Here is a 25937-nt window from a genome sequence, read left to right on the forward strand (position 1 = left end):
CCCCTACCCAATCGAGGTCCACTGGCCCATGGGACAGAGCTTCCCAACCTATCCCAAGCTGTCGTACCTGCAAGCCCTGATTGTGATCGCCGACTGCGGCAGCTTCAGCGAGGCGGCCCTGCGGCTCCAGCTGTCTCAGTCGGCGGTGAGCTATGCGATCGCCGCCCTGGAAAATGAGCTGGGCGTGGTGCTGCTGACCCGGGGCCGCCAGGGGGCGCACCTGACCCCCGTGGGCGAGCAGGTTGTCGATCGCGCCCGCCGCATCACCTACCTGCTGGACGATGTGGTCAAGCAGGCCAACCTGGCCAAGGGGCTAGAGGGGGGCTACGTGCGCATCGCCTCCTTTCGCAGCGCGGCGTCGCACCTGCTGCCGGAGGTCATTGCCGAGTTTTGCCGCCGGTACCCCGCGATCGCCGTGCGCATTGCCGAGTACGACGACTGCCCCGAGGCCGAAGAAGACCTGCGCCGGGGCCGGGTCGATCTGGCGATCACCTACCTGCCCCCCGGTGACGATATGGAAAGCTGGGACCTGGTGCAGGATGACTTTGTGGCGCTGTTTCCCCCCGATTTTCAGCCGCCGGGCGATCGCATCTCCTGGGCCGAGCTGACCACCTATCCCCTGGTGATGGCCCCGGAGGGCGACCTGTGCGACGGGCTGGTCTACGAGCACTGCGCCCGGTACGGCATTGCGCTGATGCCGAAATACCACGTGCGATCGGATGCCACCATTGTCAGCATGGTGGCCAAGGGCCTGGGAGCCACAATCAGCCCCCGGCTGGCGGCGCAGCCTACGCCGGAGGGCGTGCATGTGTTTGCCCTACCCGTGCCGCTGGTGCGCACCATTCGCGCGGCCATTTTGAAGGAGTCGCTGCTGACCCCCGCCGGGTTTGCCTTTTTGGATTTGCTCAAAGAAATGTGTCTTGGGTGAGGGTAGTTATTACATTGCTCAAGGCTCAACAGCGCGATGTTTGGGCAGACGCCACCGTCGCTACGCCTCACCTCTTCCGAACAGGCTGAACCCCCTTTCGGGGCCGAACCCCCCAGACGATTACCGTTTTAGAAGCCTTTCCTCTAGTATGAGATAGAACAAATGGGCCAGTGGCTCAACCGCCAGGTTTAATCCTTTTGTTGTTTTAGGTTTTTCGGTTTATGGCTGACGAAAAGATGGCTGACGACAAAACGCCTTCGGCAGAGGGTGCCCCCGCTCCAGAAGCAAAATCAGAGACCGCAGCCTCCGCTGAAGCTGCCAAACCATCCCCTGCGGCGAATGCCTCCCCTAAGGCGGGGGCAGCGCCCAAGGCGGCCAAGAAAGAAAAGCCGCCGGCTCTGGAAGATAAGCCTTTTACAGAATTCATTGAGCAGAACTTTATACCATCGCTGGAGACTGCCCTCAAGGAAAAGGGCATTGACGACATTCAGCTCACCCTGGCCCAGCAGCCCTTAGACGTATTTGGGATCAGCGACGAGGAATCCTACTGGCACGTCAAGGGCAAGTGGAAGGGAGGCGATCGCCAGTTCAATATTGCCTTTACCAAAGACGACATCACCAGCCCCAAGCTCTTCTACTTTGCTGACAAAGGTGCCGAACCCAGCACCATTGAGCAGTTCATGGGCGACGAGCGCAAAATTAACCTAGACCTGCTGGTTCTCTTTACCCTACGGCGGCTCAACGGCCAAAAGTGGCTGGCGCGCAACTGAGTTATGCAGGCACATCGCTAGGGGCCGGGGCCGGTGATTAGGTCCTGATTGACTGACAAAAGTTCTGATGTAGGTTGGTGTTGAGCGAAGCGTTCGCGTAGCGTTTCCAGAGGAAAAAACCCAGCTCCAGTAACGGTTTTGTTGGGTTACGCTAACGCTAACCCAACCTACGGCAGTATAAGGGTTTCAAGGGTTTTGTCAGTCAACCAGGATTAGGTCTCGCTGTGGGCGGCTAAAAACTGTCTTAGCAGGCCAACCACTACCGCCGGGTGCTCGACGTGGGGAAGCACGCCAGCGTCGGGGATTTCGATGACCTGCTGCACGGCCTGGGGGTTGAGGCTGGCCAGCCGCTTGACCATGGCGGGGGCCGAGAACCGCGACCCGGCCCCCAGTACAAACGTTGTCGGCGTTTGAAGCTGCCCTAGGTAGCGAGACAGGTCAAAGCTGATGGCCCCATTGAGGGAGGCCAGGGCGGCGTATTCGGCGTTGCGCTGCTGGGTACAGGTCAGGTAGGCCTGCACCATATTTGGCGTGATGCGGCGAGAGTCGGCGAAGAGAAACGTCGAGAGGAACGATCGCACCGCCAGCTCGTTAGCCGCCCCCACCTTGTACAGCAATCGGTCGATCCCGGGGGTGCTGGCCAGCAGGGCGGGCAGGCTGGCCCTATAGTCTCGCCCAAAGTCGCTGTTGCCGGAAGGCGACACCAGAAATAGCGCCTTGAACAGGTCAGGGCGCTGGCCCGCCAGGCGAATGACGACCCCGGCGGTGAGGGACGTGGCCGCCACCAGGACCGGGGGTTCGGCGATCGCCTCCAGCAGTTGGGTAATCGTGGAAAAATAATCCTCCACGCAGTAGGCGCGGGCCGGGTGGGTCGACTGGCCCCAGCCGATCAGGTCGGGGGCAATCACCCGATGGGTGACCCCAAAGGCGGCGTAGACCTGCGACCACTCATAGGCAGAGGAGCCGCCCCCCAGACTGTGCAAGAACACCAGGGGAGGACGATCCTCGCTGCTGTCCGATCCGTTGCTGGGAGTATAGTAGGCCATTACCCCCAGGTTGGTGGGCAGCGCTTTTTGAATGAACCCAGGCGGCTGGAAGTTGAGCATAGGGCTGTAATTCACTACGGTTCAATCCTAGGCCGAATCATTCCCGAAAGGCCTAAGGAACCTAGAAAGAAGAACCTTAGGTGGTTTATGACGGTGATCTAGCCCAGTGCGGGTTGATGTCAGCCAAACTCTGCGACCTCAAGCAGTTGTGAGCAGCTGTTTGGCCATCAGTAAACTGGGGGCTGTGGAGCTTCCCTCAGCCGGAAAGCGTGGTGCGGCGTTTGTTTCCGACCTTTGTGAAAGTATATGAGGCGATCGCCAGCATTAAACTGGACATAGACCGAAGCCGTCCAAAGCCAAGCCATACTTACCATGTCTCATCCGGAGCCACCAGCCGTGCCCTCCCTCACCGACTATTTTGCCTTTCTCGCCGAGAACGACATCCGCATCAAAGGCACTCGGATTGGCATCGAGCACATTCTCTACGAATATATCCACAACGCCAAAACCGCCGAAGCGATCGCCAATCAATTCCCGACCGTCAGCCTAGAGCAGGTCTACGCCACTATTCTCTACTACCTGCAAAACAAGACCGCGATCGGTCAATATCTCTCCGATTGGCTCGACTACACCCTCACCGCCGAAGCCGAACAGGACAATCACCCCGACCCTGGCATCCAGCGACTCAAAGCTCTCAAGACATCCAGCGCCGCATGAGGGAAGTTCGGTATCTCTTAGACGAAAACCTGTCGCCAGAGTGGCGTAATCAAATACTGCATCACCAACCCGACTTAATGGTATGGATGATTGGTGACCCTTTTGCACCCTCTCAAGGGACGCTAGACCGTGAAATTTTGGCCTGGTGCGAAGAACATCAGTTTTTGCTGGTGACGAACAACCGTCGTTCCATGCCAGTTCACTGAGCAGAGCACCTGGCATGCAATCGAAGTATGCCTGGAATTCTGGCCTTACGAAAAAATGCATCGATGGGGCAATCGATCGCAGACCTGCTTCTCATCGCTAAGGTGGGGGTCAGAGATGACTTCAAAGACCGTATCCGATATATTCCCCTGTAGCCATCTTCAATCCCGCTATCACCGTGCTCAGCGGTGCCCAGGCCGTTCCGATTGACCAATCAGGGGTAAAAGCCGCTAAATGGCGGTAGGCCATGCCGTCCACGCGATATTTTCAACTCCAGGAGGTGAGATCAACGTTACCCAGCGAGCTTTTAATCTATCGATTTCAGGGAGAGGGGTTGCAGCCCAAGCGGCTGGGGCTGGACGGGGCGAATCGGGCGATCGCCGCCGACCTCATCCAGCTCTTTCAGCAGCAGGTGGGCCACACCCAGGGCGACCTCAATCGCCGCCTCCAGGACCTCGAAGGGGAAGACACCAACTACCGCATTAAGCGGGGGCTGGCCCACCTTTTGCGCAACAGCTTTGCCACCTTTGCCGCCGTCAGCCCCCTGGAGCCGATTGAGCTACGGCAGCGGGTATTTGCCCTGGCCGCCCGGCAGGTCCCCTCGCCTGCTGCCGCTGAAGCACACCTGACTATGCTGGGAAAACAGCTCTCCGAGGAGCTAGATCGGGAGGTATCGGTAGCCGACCTGCGCCAGGGGCTCTACGCCGATCGCCAGGACAACCACATCCTCACTGAGTTTGAAGCGCCCACCCCGGAGGCGCTGATTCACCGCTACAACCTGTCGCAGACCCAGGGGGTGTTCTACAAAGCCAGCGACCTGGTGATGCACCTCTACCGCAACGACCCTGGCGAGTACAAGCTCATGTTTCGCTACCTGAAGCTGTTTCGGCTGATGACCTACATCGAAGGCGATGCCGACCAGGGGTTTACCATTACCATTGACGGCCCCGCCAGCCTGTTTAAGCCGAGCACCCGTTATGGAGTGGATATTGCCAAGCTGATTCCCGCCATTTTGCACGTCAGCCGGTGGCGGCTGACGGCAACGCTGCAAATGAAGGACAGCTATACCCAGCAGGTAAAGCCTCGACAGTTTACCCTCGATAGCAACTGCGGCTTGGTGACCCACTACCCCCCCGGCAAACCCTACGACAGCATGGTCGAAGAGTCCTTCGTCAGCCGCTGGCCAGCCAAAACCCCCTGGCGGCTGGAGCGGGAGGTGGACCTGGTGCCCCTGCCCGGCAGCGTGATGATTCCCGACTTTCGCGTAGTGCACCCCGACGGGCGCGAATACTTGCTGGAGATTGTCGGATACTGGCGGCCCGAGTACCTGCGCAAAAAGTTTGCCCAGGTGCGCAAGTCGGGGTGCGACAACTTAATTTTGGCGGTGTCGGAGCGGCTCAATTTGGAAAATGCGGGGGTAGATATGGCCAAGGTTCCGGCCCAGGTGGTGTGGTTTAAAACAAAGCTCCAGCCCAAGACAGTGCTAGACGTACTGGGCGACTGACGCCCGCCTCAGCGGCTGTGGGGAAGACAGATGGACGGGCCTGGCCTCCTGGGCGTCCGTTGCCCGACTCGCCAGGGGCACCGGCAGAGCCTAGCTGTGGCTGTAGGTGAGGGCCGGGCTGAGTTCGGCGGCTTGCTGGCGCAGGTCTTCTAGCTTGGCCAGGGCTTTGCCCGTGGCTAGCAGATCTTTAGCCTGGGCCAGTCCTGCCTCTAGGGTGGCGGCAGCCCCTCCCTGCCACAGGTAAAAGCCAGCGTTCCACAGGGCGGCCAGATGCAGATCTGAGCTGCGGCCGGCTAGAACCTCCAGCAGCCGATTGCCGAGGCAGGCCTCGTCGCCCAATTCGCCGTCGTCGCCGTCGAAACCATAGTCGCGGGGGTGCAGCAGCAGGCGCTCGAACCGGCCCTGGTGGTTGACGCCCACGATCGCCGTGCGGCTGCGGGCCAGATCGCAGCTGCCCTCCAGTCCCTTAACGGTGATCCAGTCGGTCTGCCCCCGCAGGCTAAAGGTGCCCTTGGCCAATTCTTCGGTGGGGGGATGCACAAACCCCATGACCAGCGTGTGCGGGCCAGCGTAGGGCGACCACATGAGTTCTGCGGTGGCCAGGGGGGGCCGTTTGCCAATCTGATCGCGGTAGGGCACCAGCCCGTGGGCGGCGGGAAAGTGCTGGGTCAGGTAGACAAAACCAATGCCGGTCCGGCTGAGCAGGGTGTGGGCCTGGGCCAGGGTGTGGGCTCTGAGGTCAACCCCCAGCTGTTCCCACAGCTCGACCAGCGGGATCCCCTCCTTCGTGGGCATGCGATCGCCGCCGTGGAGCAATACGGGAATGCCTGCGGCCGCCAGCACCAGAGCGGTAATGGGGGTGACCGGAGCCGTGCGCGATCGCCCGTCGTAGGGGCAGCTGAGCACCAGGGCGGGGCTCTCCCCACCTCCGGCAAGGGCGGGAAGCGTTGGCCCCAGGGCGGCGTAGGCGTCTAAAATACCCGCTAATTCTGCGGCGGTGGGGCGCTTGATGCGGTGGGCAATCATAAAAGCGCCGATCTGAGCCGGGGTCGCCGTCTGGGTCAGCATCATGCGGGTGGCGGCCTCGGCTTCGGCCCGAGTCAGCGGCCTGGAGGTGTGGCTACCGCTGCCGACCTGCCTGAGCAAATCCCGAAACTCGTTACTCATAGTTGGCCTTACCCTCAGGGGGCGTTGGTTTGCAAATCATAACCCAGTCGGGGCGATTGGCCTGATGCTTCGGGCCTGACTAGGTGGACTAACCATAGGATACGGCGGTGGGCCTGGGACGCTGCCGCTGGGGACTGGCTAGACTCTGCACCAGCTCATGGAAGCGCTGAATGGGGGGAATGACCAGGCGATCGCGGGTGGTGACCAGCACCACCGATCGGGTCAGCACCGGGGCTTCGGTGGGGCGCACCGCCAGGGTGGGGTCGTCGCGGCAGTCGGCCAGCGCCGACTGGGGCAGCAGGGCGACAAAATTGCCCTGGCGAACCACGCCCCGAAAGGCATCCAGCGTGTTGAGCTCCATGGCTGGACTAAACACTTCCCCCCGGTCCTGGAACTGCTGTTGCACCAGCCGCTGCATTCCGTAGCCGTCTTTAAAAATAATCTGCGGGAATCGAGACAGGGCCTCCCAGGCGATCGCGGGCTGGTGGGCCAGGGCGTGGCTGCCCGCCATCAGCACTTCGATGGGCTCCTCAAACAGCGGCGTCACCACCATCTCGGGCTGGGTGGTGAGCCGGGGGTTGTCCATCACGATGGCCAGATCGACCAGGCCGTCGCGCAGCACCTTGAGGGAGCGATCGCTGCCCAGGGCGGTCACCCGCAGCTGCACCTGGGGATACTCACTGCAAAACTGCTGCAGCACGGGCGGCAGCACCGTAGCACACACCGACTGAATCGCCGCCACGCACAGCTCCGGCTGTTTGCCCGCCATCAGATCGGCAATATCCTTGGAGACCTGAGCCCAGTCCTGGTGGATGCGTCGGGCCTTGGGAAGCAGCCGCTCCCCGGCCACCGTCAGCTTGGCCTGGGCATTGCGGTGAAACAGGGGTGCATCTAGTTCGGCCTCCAGGGCCTGCACCTGGCGGCTGACGGTGGACTGCGTGACCTGGCACTGCTGGGCCGCCGCCTGAAAACTGCCGGTGTCTGCCACCGATAAAAACGCCTGGAGCTGCTCTATGCGCATTAGTTACGAGTATCTACACCACGACTACCCAGGAGCCGCCCGGCGGGAGACAGCCAGCGGCCCTCTTCTTTGATTAGCAGATCGCGTCTCGCCACTTGGTATCCAAAATAGCGTTCCCAGGCTCGGACCACCGCAATTCTGCCGCCCCAAGCCTGGCTGGGCCGAATCTCCCCAACCCCGCTGGATTCAACTTTTCTTCCCAGGCAGCCCCGATCATAAGGCGCGGCAGGCATCGGCTCGCAGCTGGCGGAGGGCGGCTTCGGCGTGGAGCCGCACGCTGGGTTCGGCATCGTTGAGCAGCGATCGCAGCGCTGGCTCCTGGGCCAGATCGCCCATCTGCCCCAGGGCCAGCACCAGATGGCACCGCAGGGGGGCATGGGCCGGGGTGGCGGGCAGGGCCTCCAGCCAGGTAGACAGCGCCAGGGCCGTTTGCAATTTTAGCGCTGGGGCAACGGCGGCCAGCCCCTGCACGGCGGCGGCACGGGCCTGCTCCCCCAGGCTGTCCCAGGTCTGGGTGAGGCCCGCCAGGGCGGCGGGGGTCTGCTGCCAGGCCAGGGCCTGGGCGGCACAGATTTGCACGGCTTCGGGCAGGCTGGGAGCCTGCAGCCGCTGGATCAGCGGGGCGGCGGCGGCGGCGATCGCCAGTCGTCCCAGGGCGTAGGCCGCCTGCTGCGCGACCCCCAAATCCTGGTCCCACAGCCTGGGGGTGAGCGCCTGGATCAGCGCGGCGGCGGAAAGCTGCGACCGCAGGCCCAGCAGCCCCCGAATCGCCGCCAGACGCACCGGGGCAGCGACATCCTCTAAACTCCGCTGCACCGCAGGCCAAATGCTCGGGTGGGCAAAGGCGCTGAGGGCGCTGAGGGCGGTGGCGCGCACGGGCGATCGCCCGTCTTCCAAGGCCTCCAGCAGCAGGGGAACGGTATCGGGGTGGTGAATGCGGGCCAGGGCCTGCACCGCCATCGGTCGCAGCCGGGGGTCGGCCAGCTGCTGGCCCAGGGCCGCGATCGCCGGGGGGCCAATCTGGGTCAGGGCGGTGGCCACCGCCTGGCGCAGCTCTTCGTCGGTGGTCGCGGCAAAGGTGTCAATCAGGGCCGGAATCACCTGGGCGTCGTTGAGTTCCCCCAGCAGGCGGGCCGCAAACCAGCGGGCTTCCCAGTCCTGGTCATCGTCCTTTAGCATCGCCAGCAGATCGGCCAGGGCGGCTTCCCCCAGGTCAGCCACCTGGCGCAGCTGCTCCCAGCGATCGTGAAAGTCTCCGGCACCCAACCGGGCTACTGCGGCCCTAACGGCGGCGGTTCTCGCCCCGGCATCCGGTTCCGCCGGGTAGCCTGTCCCCTGGACCGAAACCGCTCGCTGATCGAAAGAGGCATTAGAGGGGGACACAGGGCGCTCCAGAAGGATTTTAGGCTGAGTGGACCGGCCCCAGAGCCGGTCTTCTCCACAATCTTCTCCACAATAGGGGCTGAGCCCAGTTTTCCCAAGCGCTGGCTATGCGGTCTGTGCAGAGGCCCCTTGCGGAGGCTGCATGGGGTGCCCCAAAACGTATGAGTCGATACAAACATCTTCCTAGGGCGAGTTTAGTCTAGCCACACCTGCCGACACGCGTGCTCCCTGCGAAACCCCTGGGCAATCTCCGGCAGCTTGATCGGGTTATGGGCCTAGAGAGTTTGCCGCCGCTGGCAGGGGAGAGGTCAGTGTAAGTCTTGCAATACGGTGTAGCCTGTGACAACTTCTATAGACACGGCCAACCCAACGGCCACCGCAAAACTCAACAAGTTTGAACAGTTTAAGGCCGACAAAGACGGGCTGCTGGTTAAGCACGAGCTAGAGCGGTTTGCCAGAATGGGATGGGAGGCCATCGACGACACCGATCTCACCCATCGGCTGAAATGGCTGGGGATTTTCTTTCGTCCGGTCACCCCCGGCAAGTTTATGCTGCGCCTGCGCCTGCCCAACGGCTTACTCACGGGCTACAAGGCCCGCACCCTGGCGGAGATTATTCAGCGCTACGGCGAAGACGGCAGTGCCGATGTCACCACCCGGCAAAATATTCAGCTGCGGGGCATTCTGCTCGAAGATATTCCCGATATTTTTCGCCGCATGCAGGCGGCGGGCCTCACCTCGGTGCAGTCGGGCATGGACAACGTGCGCAACATCACCGGGTCGCCGATCGCTGGCCTAGACGCCGATGAGCTGATCGACACCCAGGGCCTGGTGCGCAAGGTTCAGGACATGATCACCAACAACGGCGAAGGCAACCCCGCCTTCACCAACCTGCCCCGCAAGTTCAACATCGCCATCGAGGGCGGACGTGACAACTCCATCCACGCCGAAATCAACGACATTGCCTTTGTGCCCGCCTACCGCGAGGGGGTGCTGGGGTTTAACGTGCTGGTGGGGGGCTTTTTCTCGGCCCGGCGCTGCGAGGCGGCGGTGCCGCTCGACGCCTGGGTGCCGCCCGACGACAGCGTTGTCGAGCTGTGCCGGGCCATTTTGGAGGTCTACCGCGACCACGGCCCTCGGGTGAATCGCCAGAAGGCCCGGCTCATGTGGCTGATCGACGACTGGGGGATGGATCGCTTTCGGGCGGCGGTAGAAGCCGCCTACGGCCAGCCCCTGCTGTCCGCTGCCGCCAGCGATGAAATGGACTGGGACAAGCGGGACCACATCGGCTGGTATCCCCAAAAGCAGGTGGGGCTCAACTACGTGGGGCTGCACATTCCGGTGGGGCGATTGCAGGCCACCGACCTGTTTGACCTGGCGCGGCTGGCGGAGGTCTACGGCAACGGCGAACTGCGCCTCACCGTAGAGCAGAACGTGATCATCCCCAACGTGCCCGACTCGCGGCTGGAGGTTTTGCTGCAAGAACCGCTGCTGGAGCGCTTTTCGATCGCCCCTTCGGCCCTGACGCGATCGCTGGTCTCCTGCACCGGGGCGCAGTTCTGCAATTTTGCCCTGGTGGAAACCAAGCAGCGGGCACTGGCGCTGGCCCGAGCGCTGGACGGCGAGCTGACCCTGGCCCAGCCGGTGCGCATTCACTGGACGGGCTGCCCCAACTCCTGCGGCCAGCCCCAGGTGGCCGACATTGGCCTGATGGGCACCAAGGTGCGCAAGGACGGCAAAACCGTGGAGGGGGTGGATATTTTTATGGGCGGCAAGGTGGGTAAAGAGGCTCACCTGGGGGAAAAGGTGCAGCAGGGCATCCCCTGCGACGAGCTGCACGGGGTGCTGCGATCGCTGCTGATCGACCACTTTGGGGCCATACCCCGGTCCCTGGAGGAGGCCGCTGAGCCTGGCACCGCAATGGTGAGCGCAGAGTAAAAAAAAATGTCCTGCGGCCCAAAAGCCCCCAGGACACACAGTTTGCATTTGAAGCCAAATTAGCACAGTCCATGTTTCCGTGGCGAGGGCAAATCTCAGGCTTTCAAAACCTTTATCTTCTGGAGTTTCCTTGGCCCTGGCGCCCTGCTCAGGTTGACCCTGGTGGCCGCGACGGCCCGGCGCTGGAAGGGGTTGAGCCCTGGCGGTGCCCTCGGAGCCTCTGGCCAAGCAATCGTGACGATAGGATTTCTCTATGACTGACCCCGCCAAAACCTTGTGTCCCTACTGCGGCGTGGGTTGCGGCCTAGAAGTCTTACCCCCGGCCCAGCCCAACAAGCCCACCCACCGCGATGCGGCCGGCAACCCCCTGTGGCAGACCCGAGGCGATCGCGCCCACCCGTCCAGCCAGGGCATGGTGTGCGTCAAGGGGGCCACCGTTGCCGAATCCCTCGATCGCGATCGGCTCAAGCACCCGATGCTGCGGCAGTCGCTGGATGCCCCCTTCGAGCGGGTGAGCTGGGATGTGGCCTTCGATGCGATCGCGGCCCAGATCCAAACCGTGCGCCAGAGCCTCGGGGCCGACGGCCTCTGCGTCTACGGCTCGGGCCAGTTTCAAACCGAAGACTACTACGTGGCCCAAAAGCTGGTGAAGGGCTGCCTGGGCACCAACAACTTTGACGCCAACTCGCGGCTGTGCATGTCGTCGGCGGTGGCGGGCTACATCCAGAGCTTTGGCAGCGACGGCCCCCCCTGCTGCTACGCCGACCTGGAGGCCACCGACTGCGCCGTTCTGATCGGCACCAACACCGCTGAGTGCCACCCGATTGTGTTTAACCGCCTGCGCAAGCACCACAAGCGCAACAGCCACGTCCAGATGATTGTCGTTGACCCCCGCCGCACGGACACGGCTAAGGCCGCCGACCTGCACCTGGCCATTCGCCCCGGCAGCGATATTACGCTGCTCAACGGCATTGGCCATCTGCTGCTGCGCTGGGGCGCCCTGGAGCCTGAGTTCATTGATGGCTGCACCCAGGGCTTTGCGGCCTATACCGAGGTGCTGCGCCACTACGAACCGGCGATCGTGGCGGAGCGCTGCGGCATTGCCGTGGCCGATCTGGAGACCGCCGCTCGCACCTGGGCCAGGGCCAAGGCGGTGCTCTCGATGTGGTCGATGGGGCTGAACCAGTCGTCGGAGGGGACGGCTAAGGTGCGATCGCTGATCAACCTGCACCTGATGACGGGCAACATTGGCCGTCCGGGGGCGGGGCCGTTTTCGCTCACCGGGCAGCCCAACGCCATGGGCGGTCGCGAGGCCGGCGGGCTTTCCCACATTCTACCGGGCTACCGGATGGTCAAAAACCCCGACCATCGCCGCCAGGTGGAACAGTTCTGGGGCCTGCCCGCCGGGCAGATTTCTGCGACTCCCGGCCTTTCGGTGGGCGAAATGATGCTGGCCCTGGAGCAGCAGCGGGTGGGGCTGCTGTGGATAGCCGCTACCAATCCGGCGGTCAGCCTACCCGACCTCAACCGCACCAAAGCGGCCCTGCGCCAGTCGCCCTTTACCGTCTACCAGGACGCCTACTACCCCACCGAGACCGCCGCGTTTGCCCATCTGCTGCTGCCCGCCGCCCAGTGGGGCGAAAAAAGCGGCACCATGACCAATTCCGAGCGGGTGGTCACCCTCTGCCCGGCCTTTCGCCCGCCCCCCGCCGAAGCCCGCCCAGACTGGGAAATTTTTGCTGAGGTAGGCCGCCGCCTGGGCTTTGCCGACCAGTTTGCCTTCGCCTCCAGCGCCGAGGTGTACCGCGAGTTTGCCCAAATTACCCGGGGCCAGCCCTGCGACATCACCGGCCTCAGCCACGCCCGCCTGGCCGCCCTCGGCCCCATCCAGTGGCCCTGCCCCGACCCCGAAACCGAGGCCACCGCCGCCACCCGCTACGACAAGCGCCTCTACGCCAGGGGCCTGTTTGCCACCGCCGATCGCCGCGCCCGCTTTGCACCGCTGCACTCCAACGGTTTGGCGGAACCCCCCGATGACCGCTACCCCTTTGTGCTCACCACCGGCAGGCTCTACGGCCACTGGCACACCCAAACCCGCACCGGGCGAATTGAGAAAATTCAGAAAATGCACCCGGCCCCGTTTTTAGAAATGAACCCCCGCGATGCCCAGCAGCTCAAAATTCAGGGGGGCGAGTGGGTTGAGGTGCGATCGCAGCGGGGCACCGCCCGCCTGCCGGTGCTGGTCACCCAGAATATTGGCCGGGGCACCCTGTTTATGCCCATGCACTGGGGCAGCCTGTGGGCCGACGCGGCCGAGTGCAATGCCCTTACCCACCCGATCGCCTGCCCGATCTCGGGCCAGCCCGAGCTAAAGGCCTGCGCCGTGCAGGTGGTGCCGGTGGGGCAGCCGGGTTCCGGGGCGATCGCGGCGCCAGAAACCCGGCCCGAGACTTTACCCGAGGCGGCAGAATCGTCTATTCTCTCAGCAGCACCCACCTCCTGAGTAGAGTATCAACATCAATGGCAAAACGGGCCAGGCAGCTGCTCAATCAGCTCAAGGACGACAATTTTTTAAATCGCCTAAGTCAGTTTGAAGGCTCTCTTTCCAAGGTGCTTTCCCTTGGCATGATTGTGGTCATTTTGGCCATGATCTTTGATTTAGCCGTTGTTTTAGCCACGACGGTTTTTACCACCCCCCCCGGAGATTTTTTAGGCCAGCCGGTGCTCGATCTGTTCGGCTTTTTCCTCAGCGTGCTGATTGCCCTGGAAATTTTAGAAAACATTACTGCCTACATCCAAAACCACGTGGTGCAGGTTGAGCTGGTGATTGCCACCGCCCTCACGGCGGTAGGGCGAAAAATCATTATTCTCGATCTAGAGAAAATAACTGGTACGACCCTAATTGGTTTAGCCATCGCCATTTTTGCCCTGGCGATCAGCTACTGGATTGTGCGCACCAGCCATCGATAGGGTCACCTAGTCCTCTGAGGCGGAAGTTTAGGGACTATTCCTGAAAGCCAGGGAGCAGGGGGGCTAGGGAGCCAAGGGGCTGTAAGGGTGGCTTAATTTGTGCCAAGCAGGACCAGGGGGCTACAGATAGCGCTGAAGAATGTCGCCGGTCTGGCGGCCGGTTTTCTCCCAGCTAAACCGCTTGGCCTGCTCCAGTCCCGCCCGGTGAAGTGTTTTCCAGAGGGTCCGATCGCTGGCCACAGCGGTCATCGCCTCGGCCAGCGCGCCTACGCTGTAGGGGTCGATGAGGAGGGCCGCATCGCCCGCCACCTCCGGCAGCGAGGACAGGTTGGCGGTAATCACCGGGGTGCCGCAGGCCATCGCCTCCAGCACCGGCAGGCCAAAGCCCTCCCACAGGCTGGGAAACACCAGGGCGGTGGCCTGGTTGATCAGCCGGGGCAGGTCGTCGTAGGGGACGTAGGCCAGAAATTGAACGCGATTCGCGCCGCGTTCGGGTTCCGACTCGGAAAGAGTATCCGTTCCGGAATCGCCCAAACCCATGGCCTCCACCTGAGCCTGTAGCGAGGGCGTATAGCGGGGGTCGGGAACCCCGGCAATTAAAAGGTTGAACTCAGGTAGGGCTGCCTGGGCAAAGGCCGCAATCAAGCGCTCTAAATTTTTGTAGGTGTAGTGGCTGCCTACGTAGAGAAAGTAGGGCTGACGCGGCAGGTCCAAAAATCGGTAGTGACGGTCATCGTAGGCCAGCGGAATCACCGTTGTCTGTCCCGGCGGCGGCCCAAAAAAGCGGTGAATGTCCCGCAGGGTGGACTCAGAATCGCAAATGATGTGCCGGGCCTGGCGAATCACCTGGGGCAGGTAGTAGCGAAAATATAGGGTTAGCGGCGACCCCCGCTGGGGAAAGTGGAGCGGAATCAGATCGTGCACCGTCACCACCGTCTGGCAGGGCGACCACAGCGGCGTCTCCGGGATGGGAGAAAACAGCAGGCTCGCCTTCAGCCGCCGGTAGTGCTTCGGGACCTGAGTCTGCATCCACCAGAGCCGTTTGGCGTGGCCCACCTTGCCCGCGTCGGTGGTAGCCCCCCGGGGCGAGGGCAGGCGGCGATACCCGGCTAGATCGCGATCGCTGAGCAGGCAGCTATTCTCCCTGGGCAGGTGCTGAATCAGGTTGAGGGCGTATACCCCCAGCCCCGTGGGCCTGGTGGGGACAAACGACAGATTTATGAGTAGAGACGCTTCAGTCATCGGCCCCGGTCATTTAAGGATTGTCGCTACGGCGATCGGCTAGTGAGCAGCTATAGCCACAGTCAATCGGGTTAAGACAGTCAGAAGCCTGGGAAACGTTTGGGCGCTCAAGCGTTCTTAGGAAAACTGGCCCACCGGACTGACTACAGCTACAGTTCACTGAGCACCTTGAAGTCGTAGTCAACCATAGACTCGACTAACTGCTGAAACGAGTACTTGGGCCGCCAGTTCAAATCGGCCCTGATTTTGTCAATGGCACCCACCAGCTGCACCTCTTCGTCAGGCCGATAAAATTCTGGATCGACGCTGACATACTTTTGATAGTCCAGGCCCAGATAGCTAAAGCTACAGTCGACCAGCTCCCGCACCGAGTGCGTTTCGCCGCTGGCAATGATGTAGTCGTCGGGGGCGTCCTGCTGCAGCATCAGCCACATGGCGGCTACCACATCTTCGGCGTGGCACCAGTCTCGCCGGGCCTCAAGGTTGCCCAGCCGCAGCTCCGTCGCCAGCCCCAGCTTGATCTGCACCGCCCCACGGGTAATCTTGCGAAAGACAAACTCGGCCCCCCGACGCGGAGACTCGTGGGTGTAGGTAATGCCGCAGCAGGCGTAGAGGTCGTACTTTTGGCGGTAGTTAATCGTCATCCAGTGGGCGTAGGCTTTGGCCACGCCGTAGGGGTTGCGGGGCCGGAAGGCGGTGCGCTCGGTTTGGGGCGACTCATCGGGCTGCCCGAACACCTCACTGCTGGAGGCCTGGTAAAAGCGGGTGCTGGGCTTGCAGCGGCGAATCGCTTCCAGCAGGCGAGAGACGCCCAGGGCGGTATATTCGGCGGTCAGCGAGGGCTGGGTCCAGGACAGGGGCACGTAGCTCTGCGCCGCCAGGTTGTAAATTTCGTCGGGCTGGGTCTGCTCGATGGCGTCGATCAGCGAGAACTGATCGAGCAAATCCCCAGGAATGACCTCAATGCGATCGGAAAAATGGCTAATTCGCTCAAAGCTGCTGGAGCTGGAGCGTCTGACCATGCCATAGACCTGATATCCCTGGGTCAGCAACAGCTCGGCCAGGTATGAGCCGTCCTGGCCCGTCAGGCCCGTGATGAGTGCTTTTTTTGCCATTGCGATTGCTCTAGAGTGATCGGCTGGCGAACCAGGAGTTTCTCACAAATCCATTCAAGAAGGCTGTAAAACTACCAGGCAATCTTTTGGGCTGGTGAGGTAAGAGACAGACTCTTTTTCAGGGAGTCGATGCAAACCATGAAGGCCGGGGCTTGGTGCCTGATCGTTCGCATCGTGGTGAGAAATTCGGGTTGATCACAGCGATGCTCTCAGAATGGGTGAAAAACTTACTGTTGCTTTGATCTGCTGATACAGCTTGCATACCTGAACATTGTGCCCAAAACAAGATCACATAGAGCAGACACCTGCTGGTGTAGAGCACGTAGAGCCAGGATGAAAAGACCCGATGATATCGATCTCTGGGGTTAGGGTGCTGCGGGCTCAAAAAAATCTGCGGCCTGGCGGTAGGTTTCGGGGGTGCCAATATCGATAAACTTGCCCTTAGCCCGATACCCATACAGCCCCTGATCGATCCACTGGGGGAAAATGTCTTTTTCCAGAGAGATGGGCCGATCGGCCGGAATATTGGCTAGATGCGACTGGCTGACTAGGTACAACCCGGCGTTGATCCAGCCGGGGCCGGTGGTATTGCCCTTTTCTTCGAAGGCGACAATGCGATCGCCCCCGTCGACCTGCACTCGGCCAAACCGCTGGGTGTCGGGCACCTGGGTCAGCAGCAGCGTGGCCTGAGTCTGCTTTTGCCGGTGAAAATCCCAAAATGCCGCCAGATCGGCCCCGCAGTAGGAGTCGCCGTTGAGCGCCAGAATGGTGCTCGAGCGCAGCTGGGGCAGGGCTAGCCGCAGCGCCCCGCCGGTACCCAGGGGGGTGGTTTCCTGGGAGTAGGTGAGGGTGAGATCCTGCCAGCGATCGCCCAGCAGGCTCCGCACCTGGTCGGCCCGGTAGCCGGTGCACAGCACCACATGACGCAGCCCCGCCTCAGCCACCTGGTCAAGCAGGTAGCCGAGAAACGGGCGGCCATTGATCTCGGCCAGCACCTTGGGGCGATCGCTGACCACAGAGCGCAGCCGCGTGCCCAGCCCGCCCACCAAAATGACGGCGGTACAGGCGCTCAGATCGCTACCATCAGACATTCTTGTACCTGCCGCGGCCCAGCATGCGGTAGCCCTTCAGCAGCTCTTGAATGCCGTGATCGAGGTCGCGTTTGGCCTCAAACCCGGCCTCGCGCAGCCGCTGGTTTGACACAATGTAGTTGCGCTTGTCGGGGTCGCTGCCAATGGGAGCGGCGTGGATATAGAAGTTGGGCACGTACTCTTTCACCTTCAGCGCCAGCTCTTCTTTGGAGAGGTTGGCGGCATCAAGCCCGGCGTTGAAGGGCCGCCCGGCCATGGTGTCGACGTTTTCGATGGCGTGGATAAAGGCATCGGCCACATCGCGCACGTGGATGTAGTTGCGCTTGAAGTCTTTTTCAAACAGCACCAAGAAACCGTCGGTGATGGCAGCGTAGGTGAAGTGGTTGACCAGCAGGTCGAGGCGCATGCGGGGCGACATGCCAAACACAGTGGCCAAACGTAGGGTGACCACGTTGGGGCTGTCGAGTAGCTCCAGTTCGGCCTGTACCTTAGTTTGGCCGTAGAGGGAAATTGGCTCCAAGGGAGTTTCTTCGGTACAGAAAGTCTCGCCGGTTTGGGTGCCGTAGCCGCTGTTGGTGTTGGGGTAGACCACGATCTGCTGGGGGCTGCGCAGCCGGTTAATTAGCTGAATCGCCTCCAGGTTGATCGATTTGGCCCCCCAGGGGTCGCGATCGCAGGCGGTGGCCCCCACAATTGCGGCCAGGGGAATGATCGCATCGGCCTTTTCTACTAAGCCCTGAATCAGCTCAGGGTTGCGGGCATCGCCAAAGATAAACTCAAAGTTGGGGTTGGCGCAGAGGTGAAAGAGGGAATTTTGCCCGTACATCAAGTTATCTAGGGCGGTCACCCGATACCCTGCATCCAGCAGGTGCTCACACAAAACCGAGCCCAAATAGCCGGCTGCGCCAGTTACCAGTACGTGCATACTCATTTTTGTTTCTCGCTAAATAGATAAACTTCAACCAGTTCACAGAGCATATGCTCGATGGCCAGGTGGGCCTCCTGAATCCGCTGGGTATTGTGGTCAGGCACCCGAATGGCCACATCAGCCAGATCGCCCAACCGGCCCCCGACCCCGGTCAGCACAACTGTGCCAATCTCCAAAGCCTTAGCCGCCTGCACAGCCCGCACAACATTACCAGAATTGCCGCTGGTGCTGATACCCAGCAGCGCATCCCCAGGTCGGCCCAGGGCCTGCACCTGGCGCTCAAAGATTTGCTCGAAGCTGCTGTCGTTAGCGATCGCCGTCAAGATCGAGCTGTCGGCAGTTAGGGCGATAGCGGGCAGGCCCGGGCGCTGAAAATCCTTGTTCAGCCAGTTCACCAGTTCGCCTGCGATGTGCTGGCAGTCGGCAGCACTGCCACCGTTGCCGCACAGCAGCACCTTGCCCCCCTGGCGCAGCGCCTCGGCCATCAGCCGCGCCGCCGCCACCACCGAGGCCGAACATTCCTGGGCGACCCGCTGCTTGAGTTCAGCGCTGGCCAGCAAATGATCTTTTACCGTTTGCTCCAGTACCGTTTGCTCCAGGGCCGCAGACGAGGCCAGCGAATCAAATTTCAATACATCAACTGTCATTGGGATAGGCCTCTAACGGTCAAAAAGTAATGCTGAAGGGTGTCTGCGGCAGCCCTAAGATCTTGTACCACGTAATCGGGCTGGGTCGCTCCCTGGGCCGCGACTTCTGCGCCGTAGCCCGTGCGCACCAAAACCGTCGTGGCCCCAACGGCCTGGCCCAGTTCGATATCGCAGGGCTTGTCCCCAATCACAATACAGTGGCACAGCTCAAAGTCTAGATCCAGCGCTGCCTGCTGGAGCATACCGGGGGCCGGTTTGCGGCAGTGGCAGCCGTCGTCGGGGTGGTGGGGGCAGTGGTAGATCCCAGCTAGGTCAATTCCCTCGGCGGCCAGCAGCGATCGCAGCCGCTGATGAATTTGCCCCAGACGCGCCTCGTCGAAATAGCCCCGGCCGATGCCCGACTGGTTGGTTACCACCACCAGTTGACATCCCATCGCTAAAAACTGCTTCAGTCCCTCGATCGCACCGGGCAGCAGCTCGACCTGGGCCACCTCAGACAGGTAGTGCCGCTCGTAAATCAGCGTGCCGTCGCGATCGAGGACGACGTATCGGGGCTTGGCCATAGTGTTACTGTCCTGGGGTAGAAAGACCCATATCGGCGCCGCCGTGGACAGCGGCGAGATACGCCTGAACCGTGGCTGCCGCCGAGCCGCTGTAGCGAATGCGGCCGCGATCGAGCCAGATCGCCTGGTGACAGGAGTCCCGGATAAACTCCAGATCGTGGGAGACCACCAGCACCGTCGCGTTGGCCTGCCAAAAGGCCTCAAGGCGCTGCTTGCACTTGTTCTTAAAGCGCTCGTCGCCTACCGACAGCACCTCGTCAAGGATCAAAATATCGGGGTGCACATCGGTGGCGATCGCAAACCCCAACCGGGCCGTCATCCCCGAAGACAGAGACTTTTGGGGCGCTAAGCCGTAATCTCCCAGCTCGGCAAAATCCAAAATATCCTGCACCCGCGACTGCATGTAGGGCTTGGAGTAGCCCAGCAACACCCCGTAGAGAATGATGTTGTCGATCACCGACAGCTCGGAGTCAAAGCCCGCCCCCAGCTCGATCAGCGGGGCTACCCGGCCCCACACCCGCACCGTGCCCGTGGTGGGCTCTAGCACGCCGCAGATAAGTTTCAGCAGCGTCGATTTGCCCGACCCATTCGACCCAATGATGCCCAGTTTATCTCCGGTTGTAATAGTGAGATTGAGGTTCTCAATCACCTGCTTTTTAGAGGGCTGCTTGTACTTGCCCTCTAAAAACGACAGCACGGTGCGCTTCAGGTCGTAGGAAAACTCTTCCTGGGTGCGCCGCCACAGACAAACCTGGTCAAGACGAATAGCTTCCATAGGTGATGACAGTGCGCCTTCTACAGCAGGTCCATGAACTGGGGTTTCCACCAGCGAAAGCAGAACCAGCCTACACTCAGTAAGATAATTCCTGAAAGCCAGGCCGCCGCCACCAGCCCCAGATCGGGAAAATCTCCGGACAGAACAATCTGCCGTAAGCTCTCGATGATTCGGGTGAGCGGGTTGAAGGCCAAAAAGGGCTTGACGTTATCGGGCACGATCTCCGATGGGTAAAAGACCGGGCTGCTAATCCATAGGGCAAAGGTGATCAGTTCGTAAAAGTAGGGCAGATCGCGGAAAAAGACAAATAGACCGCTAACTAAAAACCCTACCCCCATGCAGATTAAGACCAGGGCAACGAAGGGCAAAATCACCGCCACTACATTAACCGGCGATCGCGACGTAATGCCCGCCATCACCATCAACAGCGCCAGCGGCCCGGCGCAAAATTGAAACACATTGGCCGTGATGATCGAAACAGGGAAAATGCTCATCGGCAGCTGCATCTTGTTTAGCAGCGCCCCATTGCCCACCACGCTCATCAGCGCTTGGGAGGTCGAAGCCGAAAAGAAGTTAATTACCACTAGCCCCGTGAAGGCCGCCAGCACATAGTTCACCAGGGAGTCGTCGTAATAGGAGGCAAAAGCCGCCCCAAAAATGGCCGTGTACACCCCGGTCATAATCAGCGGGCTCAGCAGCGACCAATAGATGCCCAGCACCGACCCGCGATAGCGAACGCTCAGGTTGCGATTGACCAGCACCTGAATGAGCTCTCTATAGCGCTGAAACGCCTTCCAGGATGTCTTTGGCAGAACAAGTTTTTTCTTCACACCACCTAGCAGCTTTCTAACCCCCCTAAGACGCGGCTTGATAACTGTAAGTTCCCTGGGATGTGCCTGTCAATTTGTCCAGGGTCGAGCCTTTAGCCGCTGACTGTAGCGCCTAGCTGCGATCGCGCAGCCAGCCACCCCCATCCCCATCGAGATGCCACCGCCGCTGCTTTCCAGCCCACCCTAGGGTCGGCAGGCAGCGATCCCCCGGCTGCTATAATCATGCGAATCGAATAATCCTTACCCTACAAAGGCTCTACCAGTCGTCCAAAAATAATAGAAATTCAAGCGTCATCCCAGAGGCCAATACCAATCGTCCATACCGCTGAAGCGGCACCTCCCAACGATAAAAACCAGCGACAAAAATCAGCCCTTAGAGCAATCCAAGCGAAAGACGAGAGCAGGGCCAAAGCTAGAATCCTTTAAGGGCAAGGCTCTCAGGCACTGTATTATTCTCACAAAATATTGGTATACCCTTGAGTCGGTGGCATTGTCATAGCGAAATTGGCCAGTTAGGTTAGGTCGCAACGGATGAACTCAATCTCTACCCCAGGCTATGGGCTCCGCTGCTCAGCAGACATCACCCAGGTGCGGGCCGGTGTCGGTGTTTTTGTCGGCTATGAGCCCCACAGAGTTTTGCTAGAGCGGCGCAGTGATTGCGGTCTCTGGGGGCTACCCGGAGGGCGCATCGAGGCAGGCGAGTCGATCGAAGAGTCGGCCATCCGCGAGGTTAAAGAAGAAACCGGTTTAGAGATCCAAGTGGTGAAGCTGCTGGGGGTTTACTCTAGCCCCACCGAGCGCATTGTCACCTACCCCGACAACGTGGTGCAGCTAATCGACGTGATAATGTACGGAACCATTCTGTCGGGGACGCTGTCTTGCAGTAGCGAAAGTGAGGCTTTACAATTCTTCGAATCAAACACCCTGCCCCCCGAGTCAGAAATTGTTTTGCCAGCGCGAGCCCCCATTCGGGACTATTTTCAGGGTTTGGTAGGTGCTATTCGGTAATTTCGGTAATGTGAGGAGGGCGCGTGATCATCAGCAGAACCCCGTTTCGGATTTCATTTTTCGGCGGCGGCACCGACTACCCAGCGTGGTCTTCAAGGTACGGCGGTGCCGTGCTGGCCACCACTATCGACAAGTACTGCTATCTCACCTGTCGCTACCTTCCCCCCTTTTTTGAGCATCGTATTCGCATCGTTTACTCCAAAATTGAGAACTGCCACACCGTCGACGATATCCAGCACCCATCGGTTAGGGCCATTCTGCATCAGCTACAGATCGATCGCGGCATAGAAATTCACCACGACGGCGATCTGCCCGCCCGCAGCGGCATGGGCTCTAGCTCTTCTTTTACGGTGGGTTTGCTCAACGCCCTCTATGCCCTGCGGGGTGAGATTCGCAGTAAACAACAGCTGGCCGCTGAGAGCATCCGCATTGAACAGGCGGTGCTCGAAGAGACAGTTGGATCCCAAGATCAGGTCTGTGCTGCCTACGGCGGATTTAACCACATTTCGTTCTTGCCCAACGGTGAGTTTTCGGTGCGGCCCGTGACTCTAGCCCCCAAGCGCATCGAAGAACTGAACTCCCATCTGATGCTGTTTTACACCGGGCTAATCCGCACGGCCTCTGATGTAGCCAGTAGCTATGTCAACGATCTCGACTCCAAGCGTCGCCATCTGCGGATTATGAAAGATCTGGTGGAAGAGGGCATCAACGTGCTCAACTGCGGCGATGATCTCCATACCTTTGGCGAACTGCTGCACGAAGCCTGGCAGCTAAAGCGGAGCCTGGGCAATCGGGTGTCTAACTCCAAGATCGATGAGCTATACGATCAGGCTCGCGCCGCCGGGGCCGTGGGTGGCAAGCTCACGGGGGCTGGCGGCGGCGGGTTTCTGCTGCTGTTTGTCCCGCCCGAGAAGCAGGCAGCTCTAAAAGAAACTCTGCACAATCTGATCCATGTGCCCTTCAAGTTTGAGTTTTCGGGCAGCCAGATTATTTTCTTTGACTCGCAGCAGCAGGATTACCTTGAGCAGGATCAGATTCGGGCCCGCCAGGTGATCGATGCGTTTCAAGAACTCTCTCATACCTAAGGGGCTAGGCTCAGGAATGGTCAATCAACATGCCAAGATCTATGTGGCCGGCGGGCAAACGCTGATTGGCAACGCTCTCCTCCGGCAGCTAGAACATCAGGGCTACACCCAGGTATTTGGCGGCTCTGCCGATGCGCCCGATCTGACCGATGCCGCTGCTGTAGACGCTTTTTTTGAACAGGTAGAGCCGGACTATGTCTTTCTCGCAGCGGGTGAATCGGGCGGTATCTTGGCCAATCAGCGCTATCCGGCCCAGCTCATGCTCGACAACCTGCTGGTGGAATGCAATGTGATTCCGGCGGCCCATCGCCATGGAGTCACCAAACTCCTCTACCTGGCCAGTTCGTGCAGCTACCCGAAGCTTTGCCCCCAGCCGATGGAGGTTAAGTCGCTGATGACGGGTCCCCTGGAGCCGACCAACGAGGCCTACGCCATTGCCAAGATTGCGGGTCTCAAACTTTGCCAGGCCTACCAACAGCAGTATGGCGTAGACTTCATAACAGCGATTCCGGCGAACGCCTTTGGTATCGGCGATGACTTCGGTCTCGAAAGCTCCCACGTGATTCCGGCCCTGATTCACAAGATGCATAGAGCCAAAATCGAGGGCCAGGATTTTGTCGAGGTATGGGGAACCGGGTCGCCACGCCGCGAGTTTGTGTTTGCGGATGATCTGGCCGATGCCTGCCTGTTTTTGATGGCCCACTACGACGACAGAGTGCCGATTAACATTGGCGGCGGCACCGATTTGTCGATTGGGGATCTAGCCCAACGGGTCAAGCAGGTAGTAGGCTATCGGGGAGAATTGCGCTTTGACTCGTCAAAGCCCGACGGCATGCCCCTAAAGGCCCTGGATTCTAGCCCCTTACAGGCTTTGGGCTGGCGACCCTCTACTCCTCTAGATACGGCCCTTGAGGCCACCTACAGTTGGTTTTTAAAGCAGGAATCGCGGAAATCTCCCACCTATGTATAGCCCAGCAGACTACGAACAGTTCTATCGCTCCTTGTACCGTATTCGTCGGGTCGAAGAGGAGATTGCCAAGGTTTATCCGACCGACAAAATTAAGAGCCCGGTGCACCTGTCGATTGGCCAAGAGGCGGTTTCAGTCGGGGTTTGTGAGGCGCTACAGCCTGAAGATACGGTGTTTGGCACCTACCGCAGCCACGCGGCCTACCTGGCCAAGGGGGGCAGCCTGCGGCAGATGGTGGCTGAACTCTACGGTAAGGCGACGGGCTGTACCAGAGGCAAGGGCGGCTCAATGCACCTGATTTACCCCGAGGCCGGGGTAATGGGCACCTCAGCGGTGGTGGGCACCACCATTGCCAACGCCGTGGGCTATGCCTACGCGCTCAAGCAGCGGCAGCAGTCTTCGGTGGTGGCCAGCTTTTTTGGCGATGGGGCCGTGGATGAGGGGGTGTTTTACGAGAGTCTGAACTTTGCGGCGCTGAAACAACTGCCGCTGATCTTTATCTGCGAAAACAATTTCTACGCGATTCACACCCACCAGCGGCTGCGGCAGCCGGTGATCGACATCTGCGATCGCGCCCGCGCCTTTGGCATTCCCACCGAGCGAATCGAAAACAACGATCTGTTTGCTATCTACGAGCGAGTTAGTGCGGCTGCCGAAGGCTTGCGCCGGGGGGAACCGGGCCCCTATTTCTTTGAGTGTATGACCTATCGCTGGAAGGAGCACGTTGGCCCCAATGACGATTTCCACCTGGGCTATCGCGACCCCGAAGAGGCCCAGACCTGGAAGGACAACGACCAGGTGCGCCAGGTCGCGCAGCTAGTGGATGAGGCCAAACGCAGTGCGATCGAAGCTGAGATTGAAGCCGAAATTGCTGAGGCCTTTGAGTTTGCCGAGTCAAGCCCGTTCCCTGACCCCGCCGAGCTGTTTACCGATGTCTTTAAGCCGCTGGCAGCGACGGCCCTGAGCGACGAGCCCGCCGGTACTGAGCCAGCGTCGCGCACCTGCTCCTACGTTGAGGCGCTGCGCGAAGCCGCCGATCAGGCTATGGCCGCAGACGATTCGGTGATTGTGTTTGGCCTGGATGTTGACGACCCCAAGGCGATTCAGGGCACGACCCAGGGGTTGGTCAAAACCTATGGACCCGAGCGAGTCTTTGGCACCCCCCTATCCGAGGACGCCATGACTGGGGCGGCCATCGGTATGGCCCTGGCGGGTCTGCGCCCCGTCCACATCCACATTCGCATGGACTTTTTGATGCTGGCGATGAACCAGCTGATCAATGTGGCCGCTAAGAGCCGCTACATGTACGGCGGGCAGGTGAATATTCCGCTGGTGGTGCGATCGATGATCGGCAAAAGCTGGGGCCAGGGGGCTCAACACTCCCAGGGCCTCTACGGCTTTTTTATGAACATTCCGGGCATCAAAGTCGTCGCCCCAACGACGCCCTACGACGCCAAGGGCTGCCTGCTAGCGGCCATCCAGGATGAAAATCCGGTGATGTTTGTTGAGCACCGGCTGCTGCACTTCCAGAAGGGTCCGGTGCCCGAGCCTGCCTACGCTGTTCTGCCGGGCAAGGCTCGCGTTACCGCGACTGGTAGCGACGTCACGGTCGTTGGTATTTCCTATATGCAAATCGAGTGTCTGCGCGCCCAGCGCTACCTCGAAGAGGTTGGCCTGGAAGCCGAGGTAATCGACCCGATCTGGCTCAGCCCGCTGGATATTGACACCATTGTGGCGTCGGTGGAGAAAACGGGCCGTCTGTGCGTGGTTGATAACGGCTGGGCTACCTGCGGGGCCGGGGCCGAAATCGTTAGCCAGGTGGTTGAGCGCTTGCAGGGGGTGCGCGAGATTCAGGTGAAGCGGCTTGGGTTTGAGCCCGTTACCTGCCCCACGGCCCCAAACCTAGAGGATCTCTATTATCCCAACGGCCGCACCATTGCTTCGACACTGCACGAGATGGTCAAGGGGCGGGCCTGGCTTCCCGAAGAGCGCGATGATCTCAAGGATATCGAGTTCAAAGGGCCATTTTAAATCTCA

Annotated in this window: 24 protein-coding genes; 12 read left to right on the top strand and 12 right to left on the bottom strand. The window is 60.6% G+C overall.

All coding sequences use genetic code 11. The annotated features are described in order from the left end of the window. Window positions 1-28 precede the first annotated feature (28 nt). Complete coding sequence (locus LEPTO7104_RS0125245; RefSeq protein WP_017301372.1) at window positions 29-928, top strand: LysR family transcriptional regulator; 900 nt, start codon at window positions 29-31, stop codon at window positions 926-928. 221 nt (window positions 929-1149) lie between these two features. Next, entirely contained in the window at window positions 1150-1698 is a 549-nt protein-coding gene (locus tag LEPTO7104_RS0125250) for a DUF2996 domain-containing protein (RefSeq protein ID WP_017301373.1), read from the top strand. 212 nt (window positions 1699-1910) lie between these two features. On the opposite strand, the gene LEPTO7104_RS0125255 is transcribed toward LEPTO7104_RS0125250, so the two are convergent. Further along, on the bottom strand, window positions 1911-2804 hold the full coding sequence (locus LEPTO7104_RS0125255) for an alpha/beta fold hydrolase (protein ID WP_017301374.1): 894 nt from the start codon (window positions 2802-2804) through the stop codon (window positions 1911-1913). Window positions 2805-3116: 312 nt separating this feature from the next. Here LEPTO7104_RS0125255 and LEPTO7104_RS0125260 point away from each other — a divergent pair, with 312 nt between their 5' ends. The 3 genes from LEPTO7104_RS0125260 to LEPTO7104_RS0125270 all read left to right on the top strand — a co-directional run bounded on the left by LEPTO7104_RS0125260 (window position 3117) and on the right by LEPTO7104_RS0125270 (window position 5169). After that, complete coding sequence (locus LEPTO7104_RS0125260) at window positions 3117-3461, top strand: DUF433 domain-containing protein (RefSeq protein WP_040695650.1); 345 nt, start codon at window positions 3117-3119, stop codon at window positions 3459-3461. Beyond that, on the top strand, window positions 3458-3667 hold the full coding sequence (locus LEPTO7104_RS43765; RefSeq protein WP_225887043.1) for a DUF5615 family PIN-like protein: 210 nt from the start codon (window positions 3458-3460) through the stop codon (window positions 3665-3667). The genes LEPTO7104_RS0125260 and LEPTO7104_RS43765 overlap by 4 nt, the downstream gene beginning before the upstream one ends. 245 nt (window positions 3668-3912) lie before the next feature. Beyond that, window positions 3913-5169 (top strand): DUF790 family protein, encoded by a 1257-nt coding sequence (locus LEPTO7104_RS0125270; protein WP_051158537.1) that lies wholly within the window; start codon window positions 3913-3915, stop codon window positions 5167-5169. A gap of 90 nt (window positions 5170-5259) precedes the next feature. Here LEPTO7104_RS0125270 and LEPTO7104_RS0125275 read toward each other — a convergent pair whose 3' ends face one another. The 3 genes from LEPTO7104_RS0125275 to LEPTO7104_RS0125290 all read right to left on the bottom strand — a co-directional run bounded on the left by LEPTO7104_RS0125275 (window position 5260) and on the right by LEPTO7104_RS0125290 (window position 8740). Further along, window positions 5260-6336 (bottom strand): anthranilate phosphoribosyltransferase family protein, encoded by a 1077-nt coding sequence (locus LEPTO7104_RS0125275; protein ID WP_017301378.1) that lies wholly within the window; start codon window positions 6334-6336, stop codon window positions 5260-5262. Window positions 6337-6424: 88 nt separating this feature from the next. After that, the gene (locus tag LEPTO7104_RS0125280; RefSeq protein WP_017301379.1) at window positions 6425-7357 is read right to left on the bottom strand and encodes a LysR family transcriptional regulator; all 933 of its coding nucleotides are present in this window, start codon (window positions 7355-7357) and stop codon (window positions 6425-6427) included. Between the two features lie 213 nt (window positions 7358-7570). Continuing rightward, window positions 7571-8740 carry a HEAT repeat domain-containing protein gene (locus LEPTO7104_RS0125290; RefSeq protein ID WP_155523772.1) on the bottom strand — a complete coding sequence of 390 codons (1170 nt, stop codon included), beginning with the start codon at window positions 8738-8740 and terminating at the stop codon, window positions 7571-7573. A 339-nt stretch (window positions 8741-9079) separates the two neighbouring features. Between LEPTO7104_RS0125290 and LEPTO7104_RS0125295 the strand changes: the two genes are divergently transcribed. From LEPTO7104_RS0125295 to LEPTO7104_RS0125305, 3 genes are all read left to right on the top strand, one after another. Next, window positions 9080-10678, top strand: a complete 1599-nt coding sequence (locus LEPTO7104_RS0125295) for a ferredoxin--nitrite reductase (RefSeq protein WP_017301382.1) — start codon at window positions 9080-9082, stop codon at window positions 10676-10678. A gap of 253 nt (window positions 10679-10931) precedes the next feature. After that, window positions 10932-13181, top strand: coding sequence for a molybdopterin oxidoreductase family protein (locus LEPTO7104_RS35285; protein WP_017301383.1), 2250 nt, complete (start codon window positions 10932-10934; stop codon window positions 13179-13181). Between the two features lie 17 nt (window positions 13182-13198). Continuing rightward, entirely contained in the window at window positions 13199-13648 is a 450-nt protein-coding gene (locus LEPTO7104_RS0125305) for a phosphate-starvation-inducible PsiE family protein (protein ID WP_017301384.1), read from the top strand. Between the two features lie 120 nt (window positions 13649-13768). On the opposite strand, the gene LEPTO7104_RS0125310 is transcribed toward LEPTO7104_RS0125305, so the two are convergent. From LEPTO7104_RS0125310 to LEPTO7104_RS0125345, 8 genes are all read right to left on the bottom strand, one after another. Continuing rightward, entirely contained in the window at window positions 13769-14890 is a 1122-nt protein-coding gene (locus LEPTO7104_RS0125310) for a glycosyltransferase family 4 protein (protein ID WP_017301385.1), read from the bottom strand. A gap of 149 nt (window positions 14891-15039) precedes the next feature. After that, complete coding sequence (locus LEPTO7104_RS0125315) at window positions 15040-16005, bottom strand: GDP-mannose 4,6-dehydratase (protein WP_017301386.1); 966 nt, start codon at window positions 16003-16005, stop codon at window positions 15040-15042. 365 nt (window positions 16006-16370) lie between these two features. Continuing rightward, the gene (locus tag LEPTO7104_RS0125320) at window positions 16371-17096 is read right to left on the bottom strand and encodes a nucleotidyltransferase family protein (protein WP_017301387.1); all 726 of its coding nucleotides are present in this window, start codon (window positions 17094-17096) and stop codon (window positions 16371-16373) included. After that, complete coding sequence (locus LEPTO7104_RS0125325) at window positions 17089-18027, bottom strand: NAD-dependent epimerase/dehydratase family protein (RefSeq protein ID WP_017301388.1); 939 nt, start codon at window positions 18025-18027, stop codon at window positions 17089-17091. The genes LEPTO7104_RS0125320 and LEPTO7104_RS0125325 overlap by 8 nt, the downstream gene beginning before the upstream one ends. Then, window positions 18024-18671 carry a D-sedoheptulose-7-phosphate isomerase gene (locus LEPTO7104_RS0125330; RefSeq protein ID WP_017301389.1) on the bottom strand — a complete coding sequence of 216 codons (648 nt, stop codon included), beginning with the start codon at window positions 18669-18671 and terminating at the stop codon, window positions 18024-18026. Before LEPTO7104_RS0125330 ends, LEPTO7104_RS0125325 begins: the two co-directional genes overlap by 4 nt. Beyond that, window positions 18668-19234 (bottom strand): D-glycero-beta-D-manno-heptose 1,7-bisphosphate 7-phosphatase, encoded by a 567-nt coding sequence (gene gmhB / locus LEPTO7104_RS0125335; protein ID WP_017301390.1) that lies wholly within the window; start codon window positions 19232-19234, stop codon window positions 18668-18670. Before gmhB ends, LEPTO7104_RS0125330 begins: the two co-directional genes overlap by 4 nt. A gap of 4 nt (window positions 19235-19238) precedes the next feature. After that, the gene (locus tag LEPTO7104_RS0125340) at window positions 19239-20009 is read right to left on the bottom strand and encodes an ABC transporter ATP-binding protein (protein WP_017301391.1); all 771 of its coding nucleotides are present in this window, start codon (window positions 20007-20009) and stop codon (window positions 19239-19241) included. 20 nt (window positions 20010-20029) lie between these two features. Next, entirely contained in the window at window positions 20030-20839 is an 810-nt protein-coding gene (locus tag LEPTO7104_RS0125345; RefSeq protein WP_017301392.1) for an ABC transporter permease, read from the bottom strand. A gap of 531 nt (window positions 20840-21370) precedes the next feature. Between LEPTO7104_RS0125345 and LEPTO7104_RS35290 the strand changes: the two genes are divergently transcribed. Genes LEPTO7104_RS35290 through LEPTO7104_RS39480 form a run of 4 tightly spaced genes read left to right on the top strand, consistent with a single transcriptional unit; the run spans window position 21371 to window position 25931 of the window. Beyond that, complete coding sequence (locus LEPTO7104_RS35290) at window positions 21371-21847, top strand: NUDIX domain-containing protein (RefSeq protein ID WP_017301393.1); 477 nt, start codon at window positions 21371-21373, stop codon at window positions 21845-21847. Between the two features lie 23 nt (window positions 21848-21870). Next, window positions 21871-22932: a GHMP family kinase ATP-binding protein gene (locus tag LEPTO7104_RS0125355; protein ID WP_026073076.1), complete on the top strand. Its 1062-nt coding sequence runs from the start codon at window positions 21871-21873 to the stop codon at window positions 22930-22932. Between the two features lie 16 nt (window positions 22933-22948). Further along, on the top strand, window positions 22949-23902 hold the full coding sequence (locus tag LEPTO7104_RS0125360) for a GDP-L-fucose synthase family protein (RefSeq protein ID WP_017301395.1): 954 nt from the start codon (window positions 22949-22951) through the stop codon (window positions 23900-23902). Beyond that, on the top strand, window positions 23895-25931 hold the full coding sequence (locus LEPTO7104_RS39480; RefSeq protein ID WP_017301396.1) for an alpha-ketoacid dehydrogenase subunit alpha/beta: 2037 nt from the start codon (window positions 23895-23897) through the stop codon (window positions 25929-25931). Before LEPTO7104_RS0125360 ends, LEPTO7104_RS39480 begins: the two co-directional genes overlap by 8 nt. Window positions 25932-25937: the final 6 nt, after the last annotated feature.

The organism is Nodosilinea nodulosa PCC 7104 (assembly GCF_000309385.1).
Taxonomy (GTDB): Bacteria; Cyanobacteriota; Cyanobacteriia; order Phormidesmidales; family Phormidesmidaceae; genus Nodosilinea; species Nodosilinea nodulosa.